This window comes from Amycolatopsis sp. NBC_01488, from assembly GCF_036227105.1.
Classification (GTDB): domain Bacteria; phylum Actinomycetota; class Actinomycetes; order Mycobacteriales; family Pseudonocardiaceae; genus Amycolatopsis.
The window spans coordinates 2006035-2021039 of sequence record NZ_CP109434.1; the positions used below are offsets into that span (position 1 = coordinate 2006035).

General features: G+C 66.5%; 11 protein-coding genes. 5 read left to right on the forward strand and 6 right to left on the reverse strand.

Going from position 1 to position 15005, the window contains the following annotated elements:
- Positions 1-872: 872 nt before the first annotated feature.
- Complete coding sequence (locus OG738_RS09605) at positions 873-1010, reverse strand: hypothetical protein (RefSeq protein WP_329052952.1); 138 nt, start codon at positions 1008-1010, stop codon at positions 873-875.
- 420 nt (positions 1011-1430) lie between these two features.
- On the opposite strand from OG738_RS09605, the gene OG738_RS09610 reads away from it, so the two are divergent.
- The 5 genes from OG738_RS09610 (at position 1431) to OG738_RS09630 (ending at position 6882) form a co-directional block, all read left to right on the forward strand.
- A complete protein-coding gene (locus tag OG738_RS09610) occupies positions 1431-2504 on the forward strand; it encodes a Glu/Leu/Phe/Val dehydrogenase family protein (RefSeq protein WP_329052954.1) in 1074 nt (357 codons plus the stop codon).
- Positions 2505-2553: 49 nt separating this feature from the next.
- Complete coding sequence (locus OG738_RS09615; RefSeq protein WP_329052955.1) at positions 2554-3369, forward strand: HpcH/HpaI aldolase/citrate lyase family protein; 816 nt, start codon at positions 2554-2556, stop codon at positions 3367-3369.
- A gap of 31 nt (positions 3370-3400) precedes the next feature.
- On the forward strand, positions 3401-3952 hold the full coding sequence (locus OG738_RS09620; protein ID WP_329052957.1) for a MaoC family dehydratase: 552 nt from the start codon (positions 3401-3403) through the stop codon (positions 3950-3952).
- Between the two features lie 110 nt (positions 3953-4062).
- Entirely contained in the window at positions 4063-5271 is a 1209-nt protein-coding gene (locus OG738_RS09625) for a phthiocerol/phthiodiolone dimycocerosyl transferase family protein (protein WP_329052958.1), read from the forward strand.
- Between the two features lie 84 nt (positions 5272-5355).
- Positions 5356-6882, forward strand: a complete 1527-nt coding sequence (locus OG738_RS09630; RefSeq protein ID WP_329052960.1) for an MFS transporter — start codon at positions 5356-5358, stop codon at positions 6880-6882.
- Positions 6883-7296: 414 nt separating this feature from the next.
- Here OG738_RS09630 and OG738_RS09635 read toward each other — a convergent pair whose 3' ends face one another.
- The 5 genes from OG738_RS09635 to OG738_RS09655 all read right to left on the reverse strand — a co-directional run bounded on the left by OG738_RS09635 (position 7297) and on the right by OG738_RS09655 (position 14985).
- Positions 7297-8346 carry an oligopeptide/dipeptide ABC transporter ATP-binding protein gene (locus OG738_RS09635; protein WP_329052962.1) on the reverse strand — a complete coding sequence of 350 codons (1050 nt, stop codon included), beginning with the start codon at positions 8344-8346 and terminating at the stop codon, positions 7297-7299.
- Entirely contained in the window at positions 8343-10295 is a 1953-nt protein-coding gene (locus OG738_RS09640) for a dipeptide/oligopeptide/nickel ABC transporter permease/ATP-binding protein (protein WP_329052964.1), read from the reverse strand. The genes OG738_RS09635 and OG738_RS09640 overlap by 4 nt, the downstream gene beginning before the upstream one ends.
- Positions 10292-11233 carry an ABC transporter permease gene (locus OG738_RS09645; RefSeq protein WP_329052966.1) on the reverse strand — a complete coding sequence of 314 codons (942 nt, stop codon included), beginning with the start codon at positions 11231-11233 and terminating at the stop codon, positions 10292-10294. The genes OG738_RS09640 and OG738_RS09645 overlap by 4 nt, the downstream gene beginning before the upstream one ends.
- Positions 11234-11272: 39 nt before the next feature.
- The gene (locus OG738_RS09650; protein ID WP_329052967.1) at positions 11273-12862 is read right to left on the reverse strand and encodes an ABC transporter substrate-binding protein; all 1590 of its coding nucleotides are present in this window, start codon (positions 12860-12862) and stop codon (positions 11273-11275) included.
- A gap of 119 nt (positions 12863-12981) precedes the next feature.
- Positions 12982-14985, reverse strand: a complete 2004-nt coding sequence (locus tag OG738_RS09655; protein ID WP_329052969.1) for a CocE/NonD family hydrolase — start codon at positions 14983-14985, stop codon at positions 12982-12984.
- Between the last annotated feature and the right edge of the window lie 20 nt (positions 14986-15005).

A 15005-nucleotide genomic window follows, 5' to 3' on the forward strand; every position in this document is an offset into this window, starting at 1 on the left:
CCGCCGCGATGACGGCGTCGAAGAGCTATTCGGGCGGACTCGAGGGCAGTCGACCCAGTCGTAGCACCCGGCGTTACGGGCGCACCAACTTCTACCCCGCCACCGATCATGCCGACGGGGTGGCGAGGCTCCAGACGACGATCATGCATACGTGCGCCGGATGCTGGTGGAGCAGTGTTCGGCGACCTATGAGCGGCCGAACTGACCCGCGCTCAGACCGCCCTGACGGGGCGTGAGCAACATCGACGTCATTGGCGACCAGCATCTGGTATAGGCGGCAAGCACGTACTGGGCATCACGGTCAGAGCGACATCGATCGTTCCGCCTAGCCCAGCGGGCGGCGACAGCACCGACTTGGCCACCCGTGCGCTCGCCTCGCCCGCGCTCGCTAGCACATCGAGCAGCGCGATAGGCGTGTTGTAGCCGCACACGCCGTTGTCCACAGTAGATCTTGCGTAATGCAACCTCCGATCACAGTATTCTCATTCTCCAGCATCCTCGTGTCGAGCTTCCGCTGTCATGCGCCAAATGGGTGGACCACTCCGGGCATGTGGAGGAGCTTCCCTACCATGGATCTACCGCCGCGCCACCCCCGAGGGCGGCCTTGTCGGGCCGGTGGGTAACACAGTCCGCGCAAAGCTGGCCTGCGCGGTCCACAAGTAAGCAGGCTCGGTACTGCTGAACAGACCGGGCCTCCGGACCTTGAGGAGCACACGCCTGCGACCGAGGCTACTGAGGTCTTTCCGTGTAGCGTCTTGTTGGGGCCGGACGTGGTGACCTCGCGGATTCAACTGTCGCCAGTTCGCCGATCGTGTAGCCGCGTGCGATCGACTGGAGCATCGCGGCTCCGGCGATTCTTGCAGCCGTGGCGGTTACGCGGCGTGGGCGCGGTTGTCGCCGAGAACGGTCGCGACGACCGGTGCCTGCGCCTGAAGAACGAGTTGCCGCAGCGCGACGGCGCGGCCGCAGTGCGCGTGGATACGGAGTTCGCGTAGCCGGATTTCGGTCATGCCGGCCACCGTCGGCTGCCAGCACGGCGGCCGGGGAAAGCCAGCGATCGTTCTACATGATCTACCTTCCGCGTGCTGGGCGCACCGAAGCAGCTTGTTGACGTTGCAACAGGAACGCTAGACGGCTATAAAGCTCGCGCTGTTTGGATTGTCCACTGCGCAACGCCACTCCTAGTGTTGGCGTTAATGCCGCCCAGGACAGCAACGCCGCACGCGGCGATTCGCCCCTGGAGGAGCGACTTCTCGCAGCGACGAGGTCCTGCATCAGCGTTGATGCCAGACTCGGGTCAGTCCGAGCTGGGGCGGCGCCACTCAGTTTCCCGGTGACGCATCGGTGAACCACAAGGAAACGACAAGTGGATCCTAGCTGCAGTTACGACGAACATTCGTCCTGTTTGTTGCCAGGGAAGGGAACCAACTGTGACTCGAGGATTCTTCGAGGCAAAGGATGACGAGAACCTCATTTTCCACCACGATGCCTACACCGGACTGAAAGCGGTTGTCGCCATTTATTCGACCGCACTGGGGCCGGCCTTGGGAGGTCTGCGGTTCTACCCCTACGCAAGGGGCGAGGACGCAGTCGACGACGCCATTCGTCTCGCGCGTGCGATGGCACACAAGAACGCTCTCGCTGGCCTCGCGCTCGGGGGCGGCAAAGCAGTGATCATCGGCGATCCGAGTACGGACAAAACGCCGGAACTGCTTCGCGCATATGCGCAGGTGGTGCAGTCTCTGGAGGGCCGGTACGTCACCGCGTGTGACGCCGGCACGTCGACGGAGGACATGGACCTCATCGCACGGGACTGCACCTATGTCGTGGGCACTTCGACAAGCCGCGGCGGCGCCGGTGACCCGTCCCTGCTCACTGCCTACGGCGTTTTCCGCGGCATGGCCGCCTGCGCCGAACACGTGTGGGGCACGCCGTCGTTGGCCGGGCGCCGGGTCGGCGTTGCCGGCGTTGGCAAGGTCGGCACCCGGCTGGTACAGCTGCTGGTCGAGAATGGCGCCTCGGTCCTGATCAGCGACATCCACGACGAGGCCATCGACGTCGCGCGGCGCGCCCATCCCGCTGTCGACGTCGCGGTCGATACCGACAACCTGATCCGCTCAGATCTCGAAATTTATGCGCCCTGCGCGATGGGTGGATCGCTCGATGATCACGCTGTCTCCCAGATCCGGGCCCGCATTGTGTGCGGCGCAGAAAACAACCAACTCCAGCGCGAGTCCCTCGCCGCAGACTTGCACCATCGGCAGGTCGTCTATGCCCCGGACTACGTGGTCAACGCGGGTGGCGTCATCCACGTTGCTCAAGAGCTCGGTGGCGCCGGCGGCCGCGAGGCCGAGCTCCGTGTCGCCGCGATCTACGAGACCACCAAAGAAATCCTGGAACGCGCCGCAGAACAGGGCATCTCGCCAGCAGTTATAGCGCAGCAGCGTGCCGAGGAACGCATCCGGACTGCCGATCGCGGTCGCCAGGTCGCCTCGGCCCGTTGAAGCGACAGTTCACCCCGACACACCGCCATATTGCATCGAAGGAACCGTAATGGCAACGACACCTGAGGCCCTGGTCCGCGTGCGCTCGTTACTCGCTGTACCCGGCCATCGCCCGGACCGTTTCGACAAAGCCGCCCGCAGTGGCGCCGACAGCATCATGCTCGACCTGGAGGACTCGGTGGGGCCGGACCTCAAATCCGCCGCACGCGAAAACGTCGCACAGTGGCTGGACTCGGGCGGAATGGGCGTCGTGCGCATCAACGCCGCCGACACCGCCTGGCACATCGAGGATCTCGCGATGCTGGCCCATCACCGCTGCATCGTCATGATCCCGAAGGTCGTCGCCGCTCACGAGGTGGCGCACGTCCTATCCCGCCTGGCAGCGGGCTCGCAGGCGATCCCTGTATTCGAGACCGCTGCCGGCATCCTGCATGCCGAGGAAATTTGCGCCATGCCCGGGGTGGTTCGCGCGATCTTCGGCAACGCAGACCTCGGCGCCGAACTCGGGGTTGATCCCGCTAACCGGCACGCGTTCGGCTATGCCCGCTCCCGCGTTGTGCTGGCCTCGGCGGCTGCCCACCTGCCCCCGCCCATCGACGGCGTTACTGTGGGCCTGGAGGACGCGCAGGCCCTCGACGAGGATGCCCGGCACGCCAAGGCGCTCGGGTTCACCGGCAAGGCATGTCTACATCCGCGGCAGGTTCCGGTGGTTAACGAGGTGTTTACGCCCACCGACCGCGACCTGGCCTGGGCGCAGGAAGTCCTCGCGTCGTCTCCGGACGGTTCGGTCGGCCAGCTACAAGGCCAGGTCGTTGGCAAACCGATGCTCGAACGCGCTAAGCGCCTGCTGGCATCGCAGAGCTGACCCCGCCACGCCTCGCAGCGCCCCGCAGCAGATGGCTACGGGAGCCCGCAGCGGAGAAACACTCGCAACCACCACGACCAACATCACCGCGGAGGACAAGGCATCCATGGTTGTGAAACCAGGCTGGACCGGCCGTCTCTACGACGACTTCGACATCGGTGACGTCTACAAGCACCCGCTGGGCCGCACAATCACCGAAACCGACAACACCTGGTTCACCCTGCTGACGCAGAACACTGCCGAACAACACTTCAACGCCGAGGTCGGCCGGGCGAGCGAATTCGGAGACAGCTTGGTGAACTCCGCCCTCACGCTGGCCATCGCCGCAGGACAGAGCGTGATTGACACCAGTTTCAACGCCATCGCCAACCTCGGCTGGGACAATATCAAGCTCCCTCACCCCGTCTTCGCCGGCGACACCATCCGTTCCGAGAGCACCGTGACAGCAAAACGCAAGTCACACAGTCGCCCGAACGCCGGCATCGTCACGATCGAAACCCGCGCCTTCAACCAGAAGGACGCCGAAGTGTTGTCCTACACCCGCACCTTCATGGTGCCCATCATGCCCGCCGACCGGCCTTGACACGCGGCTCAGCAGCCACTACCCGCGTCCGCCGCGTGCCGGCGATCCCACGGCCGCCCAGCATGGCGGTCGCTGGTCGGCCGTCCCACCGTGTCCACTGAGGGGATGAAATGCCGCTCCGACGGTATCTGGATCACATCGAAATACGCAGCGTGAATAACGCCCCGTCCTATGTCATCTCCTTCAACGGCGAGATCGACACCGTGCAACTGGCTCAGGCCTATCGGATGTTGTGCGAGCGCCACCCCGTCCTGCGGGCGCGTATTGTCTTCGACGGGTGCGGCTATCTCCTGCACGTCCCCGACCAGCCCATCCAGGACCTCTCCGTCCACGCCGGGGGCGAACCGACCCTGCTGCAGGCGATCCGCGAACCATGGGACTGCCAACATGGTGTGGCTCAGTTGATCCTTGTACGCGAGGGGCAGCACGGATACTTGGCGTTCCGCATCGATCACGCTGTCGCCGACGCCGGCATCAAGATGGCGCTCCTGCGAGAACTTCTCGCTCTCTACGCCGAACTCAGTCACGGCGCAAGCCCACGCGTGGAGCGCGGCGAGTCGCTCCCAACTTCCCCCTACGCGCTCCTCCAGCAACGGATCCGCGGCCGGAGCAGCGCGCCCCCGACCGGTCCCGCTCGGGTGCCCCGGCCCTCGTTCACCTTGCTCGAGAAACGCATACAACTGAGGTCAGACGAGACGAGCCGCCTTCTCGGCGCGGCTCGCGGTCTCGGCACCACGGTCCATGCGCTGATCTGTGGAGCGATACTCGTCGCGCACCGCAATCACTGCGCCCATCCGGCGCCGGCACCGATGACCTGCTGGTGCCCGGTCAATGTCAGGGCGCGAGTCACTCCGCAGGTCGAGGCGACCGAGACCACGAACCTGGCGCTGATTCAGGAAACAACGGTCACGATCCCCCCGAACGCTGACCCCGTGGACGTCGGCCGGGAGGTGAAGAAATACCTCGATGAGGACATCAGTGCCGGCCGAATCCCCACGGAGGAACCCCAGCGCGCCGACACTCCCTTGCCGCCGCATCTGGCGACGGTCCTGATCAGCAATTTTGGTATTGTGCAACCTTTCGCGGAAGCGCGCGGCATGAAGATCACCGACTTTCAAACCCTGTCGCCGCCCAAGGTCGGCACCTATCCGGTATACGGCGTCTACACCTTTGAGGGTCGTCTCAACATCCCGATTCGCTACCCCCTCGAAAACTATCCGGTCGACCTGACACAAACGCTCATCACAGACATCCTGAATACCCTGCAGGAACTCGGTTCCTTCGCGGCACAGGATGCCGTGGGAACACAGTCCAGCTAGGGACGACGTCGCCATCGCCGTGACAGGAAGGTGTTGGAAACAATGGCGGACCATGTCGCGAGTCGGGCAGTCCCGGGACGCCGCTTGGACCGCGGCCTCCTGTTCGTGTTGCCGGCGTTCATGCTCGCGATACTGATGGCCGGTCTCGACCAAACCGCGGTCGCCACGTCCCTGCCCAGTATCGCGACCGCCATGGGCGGGCTCACCCAGCTGCCGTGGGTCGTCACCGCCTACGGCATAGCGATTGGGGTGTCGACCCCGATCCACGGAAAGCTCGCGGATTCCTACGACCGGAAACGCCTTTTCCAGGCCGGGTTGGTTGTATTCCTTGCCGGATCGGCGCTTTGTGGCGCATCCCAGTCAATGGCACAACTCATCGTTTGCCGTGCGCTACAAGGAATCGGCGCCGGGGGAATCGTTGTGTACTCACAAGCTATTCTCGCCCAGCTCATACCCCCAGCTGAACGTGGCCGCTATGTCGGATTCACCCAGTCCGCCTTCGTCGTGTCCACCGTCGCGGGTCCCGTCATTGGAGGAGTCATCACCCAGGCCCTGAGTTGGCGCTACATCTTCTACGTCAACGTGCCCATCTGCGTGTTGGCCCTTGTGGTCGTCAGCCTGCGGCTGTCCCTGCCGATGATCAGCCGACCGCGGTTGAGCCTGGATTGGCCGGGGGCGGTGACCTTCATCGGGGCCGTGTCCGGCGTCTTCATGCTCATCGAGTTGACCGAGAGGTCCACAGGGTGGACGTCACCGCCCGTGCTTGCCTTGGCCGCGGGAGCGGTAGTGATGGTTGTGCTGTGTGCGTGGATCGAACGCCGTGCCCGTGACCCGCTGCTGCCCCTTGGCCTGATGAAAAACGCGGTGTTCCGGGTGGTGACCGGCACAGTATTCACGGTGGGGTTCGCCACCGCGGCCGCGACTGTGTTCCTGCCGCTGTACCTGCAGGTGGTGCTGGGCTATTCGCCGGCTCGAGCGGGGTTGATGCTCGCGCCCCTGTGGCTGATGTCCGGGATGACCGCGACCGTGTGTGGACAGATCATGGCGAGGATTGGTCGCTACCGGCCGTTCCCGATAGCCGGGACGCTGTTGCTGGCGGCTGGCCTGGCGGGACTCGCGGTTCTCGGGCGCGCCCACGCCTCCTACTCCTCCGCGCTGGTCGGGATCCTGCTGGTTGGCGCCGGTCTGGGTCTGATCAACTCGGTCATGATGATCGCCGCGCAGAATGCCGTCGGCGCGCACGAAATCGGCCGCGCTACCTCCGCGACTGCGTTCAGCCAGACCATGGGCGCGGCCTTCGGGGCAGCCACGCTCGGTGCGGTGTTCGCAGTGTCGTTCCCCGAGTCCCCGAGCACGTCGGCGGCGAGCCCGCCGCACCCTGGGGCACTCGAAGCCACCTGGCAGACCCTCGCTGGACTGCCTGACGCGCTGCGGTCCCAGGCGATCGAGGGGTTCGCGGGCGCGCTCGCCCTGGTGTTCGCCGTCGGCGCCGGGCTTGCCTTGGTCGGGTTCCTGCTGAGCCTGACGCTGCGGGAGCTGCCGCTTGGCCGGCATCCGAAAACGCCCGAAACGCAACCACCCGCGGATCGTCCGGGCGACTCGAGGTCGTGACCGGATCGCCGCCGCGCCGCGTGCACGAGCACACTGCCCTCCCGTCGAGCGCCCCTGGGACTCGACTATGGCCAGGGCGCCGTCGGTGAGACGCTGGCACTGCGCAGCGGTCATCCAGAAGATGCTGTCGGAGTCGGAGCGGCCAACATCAGACCGACAGAACCACGCGTCGTTGAGCTCGCGCAACCGCACCTTGCAGCGTTGGAACTTTAATTCGAGTGGCACGACCACTGCGGATCTGTCGCTACTGCCTCAGCAGCCAGCTCTTGCCCGGAGTTGGGCGGTCCATGACGCCCATTGGCTGGTTCCGTGTGAATGTTCTGCGCGGCCGTCGGCACTCCGAATCCGATGACATTTCACGCGAGCCCGACCTGTCACCCCGAATCTGACCCGAGGCTGGATGAGGCCGGCCCGTCACGCGGAGGCGGCCGTGCTGTGTGGAACGCTGTGCTGCACGTCAGCATCAGTGGGAAGACCATGCACCAGGTGGCACGCGACGCGGCTGTCGGATTCCGTGGTGAGCAGAGGGGGTCGCAGGCTGCCGCAGATGTCGGTGCTACGTGCACACCGCCCGACATACGGACAACCGTCGCCCGAACCGGTGGGCGCCTCGCGCACCGAGCCCAGGACATCGAGCCTTTCGCTGCGGTGGCGGCGCCGCTGTGCCTGCCGTTGCGGATCTGGTATTGGGGCGGCGCCGAGTAGCTCTTGTGTGTAGGGATGGCGGGGTTTGTCGGTGATGCGTGCGGCCGGCCCCTCCTCGACGATCCGGCCGTTGAGCATGACGTTGATCCGGTGGGAGAAGTGGCGCACGACGTCGATGTCGTGGGAAATGAACAGATAGGTCAGTCCCAGCTGGTTCTGCAGGTCGAGCAACAGGTTGAGGATCTGGGCCTGTACGGACAAGTCGAGTGCGCTGGTGGGTTCGTCGCAGATGACCAGGTCGGGTTTGACGATCAGTGCGCGGGCGATGGCGATGCGTTGGCGTTGGCCGCCGGAGAACTGGCCAGGGTAGCGGGTGGCGGCGTCGCTGGGGAGTCCGACCGTGTCGAGTGCCTCGGCGACCCGCGCGGCGGCGTTGATGTGGCCCAGCCGCTGCTGAAGGCGCAGCGGCTGGGCGAGGGTGGCGCCGATGGTGCGTGAGGGGTTTAGTGAGCCGTAGGGGTCTTGAAACACGACTTGGATGTGTCGGGCGAGCCGGCGCCGTTCCTGCTGGCCGGCATGGGTGATGTCGTTACCGTTGAACAGGATCCGGCCGGCGGCGGGTGTAGCCAGGCCGAGAATGGCGTTGGCCAGAGTGGATTTTCCCGATCCTGATTCGCCGACGAGGCCGACCGCTTCTCCGCGGTGCACGGTGAGGCTGGCCAGGTCCACCGCCCGTGTGGTGTCACGTCGACGGCCCCGCACGGGAAATTCGACGACGAGATCCTGGACCTCGAGCAAGCGGGGCGGGGTGTGGGTCATTTCGGCCCTCCTGTCGCCAGAGCGTCTTGGTGAATGCAGCGCGTGTGATGGGATTGTGCGGGTTCGAGCACAGGGATCGGTCCCTCGGCGCATGCCGCAGTCGCCAAGGGACATCGCGGACGGAAGTGACAGCCAGAGGGCCATTCGTGCGGGGCCGGGACGACGCCGGGGATCGCCTGCAGCCGGGTGCGGGGCCGGGAGCCATGGGTGCTGCTGTCGAGCAGCCCTATGGTGTAGGGGTGACGAGGGTGGCCGAAGAGATCCCCGGCATCGCCTGATTCGACGACGTGCCCGGCGTACATGACGTACACCCGCTGGCACAGGTCGGCGACGACGCCCCAGTCGTGGCTGATCAGCAGGATCGACATCTGCCTGCTGTGTTGCAGGCTGCGCAGCAACTCGAGGATGTCGGCCTGAACGGTGACGTCGAGCGCGGTGGTCGGTTCGTCGGCGATCAGCAGCTTGGGGTCGCCGGTCAGGGCCAGGGCGATCGCGACGCGCTGCGCCATGCCGCCCGAGAGCTGATGCGGATAGCGGGTCGCGACGTCGGTGGCGGCGGGCAGTTTGACGTCCGCGAGCAGCTCGAGCACATGTGCACGCACCTGGCGCCGGGAGCCGCCGTGGTGCCGGCGTACGAGCTCACCGAGCTGGGAGCCGACGGTGAACGCAGGATCGAGGCTCGTCATCGGCTCCTGCGCGATGAGGGCGATCTGTGATCCTCGCAGCCGCCGCCGCTCGCGGGGGCTGCGGGTGGTGAGGTCCGCGCCGCCGTAGCGCACGCTGCCTTCGGTCACCTGGCCGCCGGGCGGCAGCAGGCCGAGGATGGCTCGGCCGACCATGGTCTTCCCGCAGCCGGATTCACCGGCCAATCCGACAGTTTCGCCGGGCAGGATGTGCAGGTCGACATCCTCCACGACGCGCGACATCCCGACAGGACTGGGCAGGGCGACTGTGAGACCAGCGATCGCCAACTGCGGCTGCGGTGCCCCGGGGGCCGTTTCGGCGGTGGGTGTGGTGGTGCGGGGCCGGGGCGGGGCGGGCGCCCATCGGGCGGGTGTCGGAACGGGACGCCGCACGTGCTCGGCAGTGGCGTCGCGGACCGCGTCGCCGAGCAGGCCCAACGCCAGGATGGCCAGTCCGATCGTGAGACCGGAGGGAACCAGCATCCAGGGCTGTTGGTCGATGACCGTGGACGCGTCCGCGACGATGCCGCCCCAGCTCGGTGTCGGTGGCTGCACTCCGAGCCCTAGGTAGCCCAGCCCGGTCTCGGTCAGCAGTGCGGCACCGGCGAACAGGGACGCCTGGACGATGATCGGTGCGGCCACGCGCGGCAGCACCTCGTGCATGATGATGTAGCGGCGGGGCGCGCCGGCGACGCGGGCCGCGGCGACATACAGCTCGTGGCGCACCGCCAGGGTCGCGCTGCGCACCAGCCTGGCCATCCCGGGTGCGGCGAGCAGACCGAGCGCGATCATGGCGGCAGTCTCGTTGCTGCCCACGACGGCCAGCACGACCAAGAGTGTGACGATGGTAGGGATTGCCAGCGCCATGTCGGTCAGCCAGGCGACCACTCGGTCTACGCGGCCACCTAGGTAGCCGGCTGTCAGGCCGACCGGCACGCCGACGATCAGGGCCGTGACCACCGCCAACGCGACACCGGTGAGACTGACTTGACCGCCGTACATAAGGCGGCTGAGCACGTCGCGGCCCAAGTTGTCGGTCCCGACCCAGTGGATCGTGCTCGGCCCGGACAGGACGTGTGCCAGGTCGGTCCTGGTCGGGTCGTACGGTGCCAGGATGGGGGCCAGCACTGCGGCTGCCACCACGACGAGCAGGTAGATCAGCGCCCCGGCTGCGACCGGGCGGCATAGCACAGCGCGCCAGGGCGCGCCCCCGGTCCGTGCCGCGGGGAGGTCACGGCCGGCAGCGCCGGTGGTGAGGGCGGTCATTGCACACGCACCTTGGGGTTGAGCCAGCCATAGGCGATGTCGACGAGCAGGTTGATCACGACGACGATCAAGGTGAACACGACTGCGACTCCTTGAATCATCCGCACGTCGTGCTGCGTGGTGGCCTGCACGGCGAGGCCGCCCAACCCGGGCATCGCGAAGACCGTCTCGATCAGCACGGTGCCGTTGAGCAGGCTGACGAACACCACCCCGATCACCGTGACCACAGGCAGGGCTGCGTTGCGCAGGCTGTGCCGCAGAATGATCGACGTTTCGGACACTCCGTTGGCGCGCAGGACGTGCACGAAATCGCGGGACAGCGCGGTGAGCATGCCGTCTCGGGTCTGTTTGGCCACGGTTGCCATCCCGTGCACGGCGAGCGCAACGACGGGCAACACCAGCGCCACGATCCAGCCACTGGGCGATTTCGCCAGCGGGACGTAGCCGGTGGCAGGGAAGACCCGCAGCGCGACGGCGAACAGCGTCACCAGCACCAGACCGAGCCAGAAGCTGGGCAGGGCGAACCCGGCCAGCGCGAGCACATCCACGACCCGCCCTAGTTTCCCGGGACGGATCGCGCTCACGACACCGAGAGCGATGCCGAGGAGCGCAGCGACGAGCGTCGCACCGACGATCAGCGACATGGTGACGCTGAGCCGGTTGGCGATCTCGGCACCGACACTCAGACCACTGATCTGCGACACGCCCAGCTTGCCGTGCAGCGCCGAGATCAGCCATTGCCAGTACTGCACCAGCATCGGCCGGTCCAGGCCGAGTTGGTGACGCAGCTGGGTGTATGCCTCGGGCGTGTAGTTCTCCCCGAGGATGGCCCGTGCCGTGTCACCGGGCGTCAGCGCCTGCAGCACGAAGGTGAGCAACGAGACGAACACCACCAGCGGGACAGAGACGAGCAGCCGCCGTGCGATCAGCCTCCACATAGGTTCACACTCCTTTCCACTCCCGTGTGACACGTGCAATCAGGATGAGGTGGGGTGCCACTCGAGCGGGTTGGCCAGCGGCTCGGCCGGTGTCACCGTCACGCCGGATACCGTGGACCGGGAGAAGTAGAACAGCGGGGAGAAGGTGACCGGCACGAACCAGCCCAGCTCGGCGACGCGCTCGATGATCTGCTGGTCCAGCTGGGCGCGGTGTACATCGTCAGCGGAGGCGGCTTGCTGATACAGGCTCGTGAGTTCGGCATCGGTGCTGTCGAACGGGTTCCAGAAGCCCTTGGGCAGCAGCAGGAGTTGCGCCATCAGGTGGACCGGCAGGCTACCGAACGCGATCCCGTAGGCGGGGTATGTCTTGCTGCGGACGTCCTGCTGGAACTTGCTGCTCTCGGCGTCGTTGGTCATCTGCAGCTGCACGCCGACCTGTTTGAGGTTGTCGGCCATCGCCTGCACCACGTTGTTGGAACTGGCTTGCGAGGTGGTGAGCACGGGCAGGGTGAGACCGTTCGGGTAGCCGGCTTCAGCGAGGAGCTGTTTCGCCTTGCCGGGGTCGTAGGGGTAGGTGGTCGTGGTGGTGGCGCCGTCGCCGCCCGGGAGTTGGATCTGTTCGGTCGCGGTGCCGTAGTCACCGAATAGTGCCTTGGTGATCTGTTGGCGGTCGACGGCGTAGTTGAGGGCTTGGCGTACCCGCACGTCGCGCAGGGCCGGGACGAGGGTCCCGTTGCGGTCGGCCAGGGCGAGGCCGAAGAAGTTCGACGGCGCGTAGGCGATGGTCAAGCCGGCAGACTTGGCCGAGTTGACGGTGGTGTAGTTGCCCGAGATCACGTCGACCTGCCCTGTCTTGAGCGCGGCGAGGGCGGTGTTCGGGTTGGGAATGACCTTGACGACCACCGTCTGGTAGTGAGCTGCGGCTTTGTCCCAGTGGCTGGGGTTGACGTGGTAGGTGTAGTGGTCGTTCGGGACGCTCTGGGTGGGATCGAGCACGTACTGGCCAGTTCCCGCTGACTGCGTGGCCAGCACGGTCGATTCCTGCAGGGCGTTGCTGCTGACCATCCCGGGCAGCGTGTCCTGGGTGAAGATGGTGGGCAGGATGGGGTTGGGCTGCTGCAGGGTGAGTCGGACGGTGAGCGGATCGACCACCAACACCGTCGAAGATTTGGCGACGTTGGCCGCGGTGCCCGAACCGACCTTGGCCAGATGGTCGAAGTTGGCTTTGACCACATCCGCAGTGAGTGCCGATCCGTCGCTGAAGGTGACGTTCGGCCGCAGATGTAGCTCAAAGACTCTGTTGCCCGAGCCCACATAATTCCATGACGTCGCGAGGCTGGGTTTCAGCGTTCCGTTCGGTGCCCGGTAGATCAGCGGGTCGTAGGCCAAAAACAGGTAGGTCTGTCCGTTTCCTGTGGTCTTGGCGGGATCGAGGCTGGGGGGCGGTGAGGCCACGCCGAGCGTGAGTGTCTGCGCCTGTGTTCCAGAACTGCCGGGATCGCCAGTGTCGCCACAGGCGCTGACGATGAGGAGTACGGCAGCTGTCAGGGTGAGCGTTCGTGCCCGGAGCGAGAAACCCGTGCGGAGTCGGCGGGGGTGGCGCGCGCGGATGGTGTGGGGATGGTTCATTGCTAGTCGACCTCATTGTCGTGTTCTAGCCGGATAGGCGGTAGGGAGAAGCTAGATCGCGGGGCGGGCGGTGCTTGCCGCGCAGTACGGTCGCGGGCGGGGACGCCGAAGTGTGGTCCTCATTGGAGGATCAGCCCCGCGCGTAGTTCGGCCAGCTGTTCCGCTTCCGGGATTCTGCGGGGATGTTCGTGCTCGTCGGTCCATATCGGTGATTCCCACGATCGTGAGTAGACGGTGTCGCGGTCGATGGTGACGGCGGCGTGGGCCCACAGCACCGCCCGCGTACAGCGGATTTTGACCTCAGCGGTGATCGTCTCGCCAGTGCGCAGGTCGACCGCGCACCGGTAGGTGCCGGTAACCGTTGCGTTTTCGGGGTGGGCGGCGAGCACGCTAGCGTGGGTGTCGTCGGCGAAGTCGATGCGATGCCCTCCGACGGGAGACGTGGCGTCGAGGCGGGAACCGAAGGACACCTCGACGCCGTCGTTGATCGGGTCGCGGGTGATGGTCCAGTGGCCGCCGAACCCGGGCGGGATCGCCGCCAACGTCGCCGAGCGGTCCACCGCAGGCAGCGTGGTGTCCTCGCCCAGGGTCGGGGCCGCGATGGGAAGAGCCAGCTCGACACCAGTGACGGGAATCGGCGCGGGATTGGCGAGTGGCTGCAGCAGCGGGAAGTCCGCATCGCTCAGGGCGACCCGCACCCTATGCCCTGCTGCGACCCGGTAGGCCGTGCGGCGCAACGATACGCGGTAGACCGGTCCGGGCGCGCCGGAGTTGATGCCCGCGGTGATCAGGGTCGAGCGGCCCTCGGGGTCGACATCACACAGGCGCGCCACCAGACGTGGCACGGGCGGATGCCCGTCGGGCACGTACACCACGACCTCCGGGACACCGGCGATGATCTGCTCGATGGCGAGCGGGTCGCTGGTGCAGGCCAGGGCGCGGTGATCATCGTCGGACTGGTCCAGCGGGCCTCCGCGGCCGGCACCGATGTTGCACAGCCCACTCGCGGTGCCGACCGTCGGATCCGGCTGGTGTTCGGCGATCGGGCTCGGCGCCGGTACACCACCCGTCTGGCCGGCTTCGAGGGTGGTGTCGCGACCGGTGGCGAGCTTGATCGTGGCGTAGCCCGGCGGCCAGGACGGGTAGTGCCGCCATCCGGGCCGCGCGCCCTGCACGTAGACGGTGACGGGAGGTTCGGTCATCACGTCGTTGGGCTCGCCACGCAGCCAGTGATCCCACCAGCGGAGGAGGATCGGCAGGTACTCCAGCGCCTCGACCGGCGCTTCGTTCGGCAACGTGTGCATCCACGGTCCGACCAGGAGCTTTTTCGGGCCGCCCAGCCGTTCGTAAGCGCGGACCATGGGGTCGGTGTAGAGGTCGCGCCACCCGGTGGTGCACAACGTTGGGATTGTGATTCGGGCCGGGTCGAGCCGCCAATCCTGCCAGGCGGGGTCGGTGGGGGCCAGGTTCCCGGTCAATAGCGCGGGGTCGAGCGCGCGCAGCCGGTCTCGCCAGCGTCGGTGTTCCTCGGGTGACGACGGGTCGAGCAGCGACGGGAGCAGTTGGTACAGCAGGTTCGTGCCGGTGCGACGGACGAGGTTGTGGACGATACTGCGCGCGCCCCCGGGGTACATGGCGTCGGTCTTCACGTCGTGCGGGGCTGCTTGCACGATGGCCGCTTTCAGCTGGGGCGGGCGGCGGTGTGCGGTGGCCAGTGTGGTCAGACCGCCCGCGCAGTGCCCCCACATGCCCACGTCTCCGCTGCACCACGGTTGGCTGGCCGCCCACGCGACCGCGGCGACACCGTCCTCACCTTGGCCGGTGTCCAGTAGCGAGCGCGCCGCTCCGTCGGAGGAACCGACACCGCGCGTGTCCACCAGTAGACAGGCGTAGCCGCGTTGTGCGAAAAACTGTTGCCATGCCTGGTATTTGAGCCCGCCGAGGAAGTCTTTGCGGTAGGGTAGCAGCATGAGCAGGGCAGGCGTGGGTTGGTCAGTGACCGGCCGCCACAGATCTGCGGCTAGGGTCACCGCAGGGTCGTCGGTCGGTATGCGCACATCGCGATGGATGGACACCCCATACAGGGTGGGTGTGCGGCCCGGTGCGGAAGTGGTGATCGTCATGCCCTTCTCCTCGTTGAGCG

What these genes read in the sequence shown, in the direction of transcription:
- OG738_RS09605 (WP_329052952.1), bottom strand. Translation starts at nt 1,010, where the DNA reads ATGACCGAAATCCGGCTACGCGAACTCCGTATCCACGCGCACTGCGGC.
- OG738_RS09615 (WP_329052955.1), top strand. Translation starts at nt 2,554, where the DNA reads ATGGCAACGACACCTGAGGCCCTGGTCCGCGTGCGCTCGTTACTCGCT.
- OG738_RS09620 (WP_329052957.1), top strand. Translation starts at nt 3,401, where the DNA reads ATGGCTACGGGAGCCCGCAGCGGAGAAACACTCGCAACCACCACGACC.
- OG738_RS09625 (WP_329052958.1), top strand. Translation starts at nt 4,063, where the DNA reads ATGCCGCTCCGACGGTATCTGGATCACATCGAAATACGCAGCGTGAAT.
- OG738_RS09635 (WP_329052962.1), bottom strand. Translation starts at nt 8,346, where the DNA reads ATGACCCACACCCCGCCCCGCTTGCTCGAGGTCCAGGATCTCGTCGTC.
- OG738_RS09640 (WP_329052964.1), bottom strand. Translation starts at nt 10,295, where the DNA reads ATGACCGCCCTCACCACCGGCGCTGCCGGCCGTGACCTCCCCGCGGCA.
- OG738_RS09645 (WP_329052966.1), bottom strand. Translation starts at nt 11,233, where the DNA reads ATGTGGAGGCTGATCGCACGGCGGCTGCTCGTCTCTGTCCCGCTGGTG.
- OG738_RS09650 (WP_329052967.1), bottom strand. Translation starts at nt 12,862, where the DNA reads ATGAACCATCCCCACACCATCCGCGCGCGCCACCCCCGCCGACTCCGC.
- OG738_RS09655 (WP_329052969.1), bottom strand. Translation starts at nt 14,985, where the DNA reads ATGACGATCACCACTTCCGCACCGGGCCGCACACCCACCCTGTATGGG.